Source organism: Vibrio sp. V03_P4A6T147 (assembly GCF_002241085.1).
Lineage (GTDB): Bacteria > Pseudomonadota > Gammaproteobacteria > Enterobacterales > Vibrionaceae > Vibrio > Vibrio anguillarum.
Window position 1 is genome coordinate 1 of the sequence record NZ_NDIO01000231.1, and the last position, 3,809, is coordinate 3,809.

General features: G+C 44.0%; 4 protein-coding genes. All 4 read left to right on the plus strand.

All coding sequences use genetic code 11. The annotated features are described in order from the left end of the window. Positions 1 to 20 precede the first annotated feature (20 nt). From ectA to B9J84_RS09215, 4 genes are read left to right on the plus strand one after another with little or no spacing between them, the layout of a single operon-like run. Positions 21 to 587, plus strand: a complete 567-nt coding sequence (gene ectA, locus B9J84_RS09200; RefSeq protein WP_094123998.1) for a diaminobutyrate acetyltransferase — start codon at positions 21 to 23, stop codon at positions 585 to 587. A gap of 11 nt (positions 588 to 598) precedes the next feature. Beyond that, positions 599 to 1,864 (plus strand): diaminobutyrate--2-oxoglutarate transaminase, encoded by a 1,266-nt coding sequence (gene ectB, locus B9J84_RS09205; RefSeq protein WP_094123999.1) that lies wholly within the window; start codon positions 599 to 601, stop codon positions 1,862 to 1,864. 9 nt (positions 1,865 to 1,873) lie between these two features. Further along, positions 1,874 to 2,260, plus strand: a complete 387-nt coding sequence (locus tag B9J84_RS09210) for an ectoine synthase (protein ID WP_094124000.1) — start codon at positions 1,874 to 1,876, stop codon at positions 2,258 to 2,260. Positions 2,261 to 2,308: 48 nt separating this feature from the next. Continuing rightward, the gene (locus B9J84_RS09215) at positions 2,309 to 3,724 is read left to right on the plus strand and encodes an aspartate kinase (protein ID WP_094124001.1); all 1,416 of its coding nucleotides are present in this window, start codon (positions 2,309 to 2,311) and stop codon (positions 3,722 to 3,724) included. Positions 3,725 to 3,809 lie beyond the last annotated feature (85 nt).

The window sequence follows — 3,809 nt, forward strand, 5'->3', positions numbered from 1 at the left end:
AATTAGAGCTCTAACTATTTATGTGGCAGGCAATGATTACAGCAGCACCTTGGGTTGCATACCCGGAAATTATGCAAACAAAGACAGAACAATGGACGTTTCGTACCCCTAATCAAGCCGACGGGCAGCGTGTACATGATTTGATTGGGCTATGCCCTCCCTTAGATGAAAACTCCTCATACTGTAATTTCCTACAAGCGATTCACTTTCAAGAGACTTGCATCTTAGCGGAAAGAAATGGCGAAACCGTGGGGTTTATTTCGGCCTATTTAAAGCCTGACAATTCTGATGAATTGTTTATTTGGCAAGTGGCCGTGCATCCAAATGCTCGTGGGCTAGGGCTTGCCTCACATTTGTTACATGAATTGCTCGCTCGTGACGTTATGGCTGATGTTCGTGTATTGGAAACGACTATCACGAAAAACAATCAAGGTTCATGGAGCCTCTTTAAGAAGTTTGATCGAGCACATGGCGAGCAAGGAGAGGTATCGACCTTTCTCGATCAAACTTGTCACTTTGAAGGAGAGCATGATACCGAGTATTTGTACCGCATTCCGCTCAAACCTCGTTCTAACTTAACAGGATAACTATCATCGTTATGGACATTTTTAAAAAGAAAGAATCAAACGTGCAATCTTATGCCAATCACTTTCCCGTGGTTTTCTCTACGGCAAAAGGGAGCTGGCTATTTACCGATTCTGGTGATCGCTACTTAGATTTTTTGGCTGGAGCTGGTTCGTTAAATTATGGTCACAATAACGCCCTCTTTAAGCAGGCGCTATTGGAGTACATTGATAAAGACGGCATTACTCACGGCTTGGATATGCACTCCTCTGCCAAGGCTGAGTTCCTCGCGGTATTTGAAAGTCTCATTCTTGAACCAAGAAACCTCGACTACAAAGTGCAGTTTACTGGTCCAACTGGGACTAATGCTGTAGAGGCGGCAATGAAGCTGGCCAGAAAAGCTACGGGTAGAAGTAATATTGTGGCTTTCACTAACGGCTTTCATGGTTGCTCTTATGGCGCACTTGCCGCAACAGGAAATCAACATCATCGAGGCGGCGCTGGGCTTAGCTTAGGTGGCGTGACGCGGCTCCCTTATGATGGCTATGCCAATATTGATGGCCTGTCGCTATTTGAAAATATGCTGAATGATAACTCATCGGGTTTAGACAAACCGGCTGCGGTATTATTGGAGGTTGTCCAAGGCGAGGGCGGCTTAAATTGCGCGTCCAACGAGTGGTTGCAACGCTTAAGTCGTCTCTGTAAGAAAAACGATATTCTGCTTATCGTTGACGATATTCAAGCTGGTTGTGGACGTACGGGAACCTTTTTCAGTTTTGAGCCATCAGCAATAAAACCGGATATAGTGACGCTATCGAAATCACTCAGTGGTTATGGGTTACCTATGGCAATTGTGCTGCTGAAACCTGAGTTAGATGTGTGGAAACCGGGAGAGCACAACGGAACCTTTCGCGGTAATAATCACGCCTTTGTAACCGCTACAAAAGCGCTGGAAACCTATTGGTCAAATGATGATTTTACCACTCATATCGCACATCGAGCCAAGCAAGTGACGCATGTCATTCAAACCACACTGCGTCGTTTCCCCACACTGTTTAACCACCACAAAGGGCGTGGACTAATGCAAGGCATTGAATGTAGCAGTGGTGAGATCGCCCATAAAATTGCTCGTCGTTGTTTTCAACTAGGGATGGTGATTGAAACCGCAGGCCCAAATGACGAAGTGATTAAGTTTTTCTGTCCACTCACTATCACGGAAACCGAACTCGACCAAGGTTTAGATATTTTTGCACAAGCGGTAGAAGAGCTAGCCTCTCAGTTAATAAAAAAAGCATCTTAGGAATAAAAAATGATTGTTAGAACATTAGAAGAGTGTCGCCAAAGTGAGCGCCGGGTTGTTGCTCAAACTTGGGAAAGCGTTCGTATGCTGCTGAAAGATGACAATATGGGTTTTTCATTCCATGTTACGACCATTTTTAAAGGCAGCGAGACCCATATTCACTATCAAAACCATTTGGAATCAGTGTATTGCATGTCAGGTGAAGGGGAAATCGAAGTGATAGGAGGGGAAACTTACCCGATAAAGCCCGGCACTTTGTACATCCTTGATCAACATGATGAACACTATTTAAGAGCTTATTCTGGTGCAGATATGGTTATGGCATGTGTTTTTAACCCGCCACTGACAGGAACTGAAACGCATGATGAAAAAGGTGTTTACCCAATCATTGAGTAATCACTCGCGACGATTCACTGCATTCAATTTAAAAGAAAAGGAGATCCCATGTCTTACACCGTAGAAAAAATCGGTGGAACATCAATGAGCGCTTTTGATGCTGTGCTCGACAATATTTTACTAAGGCCTCATCACCCTTATGATCGAGTGTTTGTGGTATCAGCGTATGCAACCATTACCGATGCTCTACTGGAATGCAAACGCACTGGCAAGCCCGGTATTTACCAGATGATCGCGAAACATGATACGCAATGGCAAGAGGCCATGTACCAACTTGAGCAACGTATGTTGCTGATTAATGAGCATTTGTTCGCCGATCCTATGAGTCGTATTCGCGCGGATAAATTTATTCGTTCGCGGATCTCAGAAGCAGTCAACTGCATTAATAATATTCTAGAAACGTGTCAATACGGGCAGTTTTCATTGCGTCAGTATTTGCCTCAGGTACGAGAATTTTTATCTTCAATAGGCGAGGCTCATAGTGCCTATAACACCAGTTTGAAGCTAAAAACTCTTGGGATTAATGCATGCTTCATTGATCTCTCCGGGTGGAATAATGGGCAAGCAGGAAGCTTAGATGAGGTGATTTTGGCTGCCTTCGAAGACATTGATGTAGCAACGCAATTGCCAATCGTGACTGGCTACGCCTACTGTAATGAAGGATTAATGAAAACCTATGATCGTGGCTATAGTGAAATGACCTTTAGCCGCATTGCCGCATTAACCAACGCAACGCAAGCGATCATCCATAAAGAGTATCACTTAAGCTCCGCAGACCCGAGAATTGTAGGCGCGGATAAGGTTAGCCCGATGGGATTGACGAACTTTGACGTAGCAGACCAACTGGCTAATTTAGGTATGGAAGCGATTCATCCGAATGCGGCGGCTGGGCTGCGTCAGCAGGGGATTGAGCTCAGAATCAAAAATACGTTCGAACCAGAGCATAAAGGTACTCTCATTTCCAATGTTCATAAGCCTCAGAACAATAAGGTAGAGATTATTGCGGGCAAGGACAAAGTGTTCGCCTTGCATATTTTTGACCAAAGCATGGTCGGGAAAATTGATAATGCCAGTTATGAATTGATGGAAGTGATCGCCGAAGCTAAGGTACATCTCGTTGGTAAAGAGATGAATGCAAACTCGATGACGTATTACCTCAGTGGCAGCAGCGATAACTTAAACCACGTGTTGTACAAAATAGAGAAGCGCTACCCGAATGCATCCGTATCAGGAAAAATGGTCGCCCTCATTTCTGCAATCGGTGCATCAATGAACACCAACAACGTATTAACGCAAGGCATGCAAGCGTTAGTTAACGCAAAAATTAGCCCTATTGCCGCTCACTCGTCGATGCGTAATGTCAATGTACAATTCGTAGTAGAAGACAACGATTACAATCGCGCCATTTGTGTTTTACATAATGTGTTGATTGCGAAACCGCTATCTTCAAGAAAGGCAGCCTAACAAAGATGAAGTAAGGTTACTTGAGTAACCTTACTTCATCTGAATTATTGAATAGGTGAAGATAACACAATATTGACAAATAGAA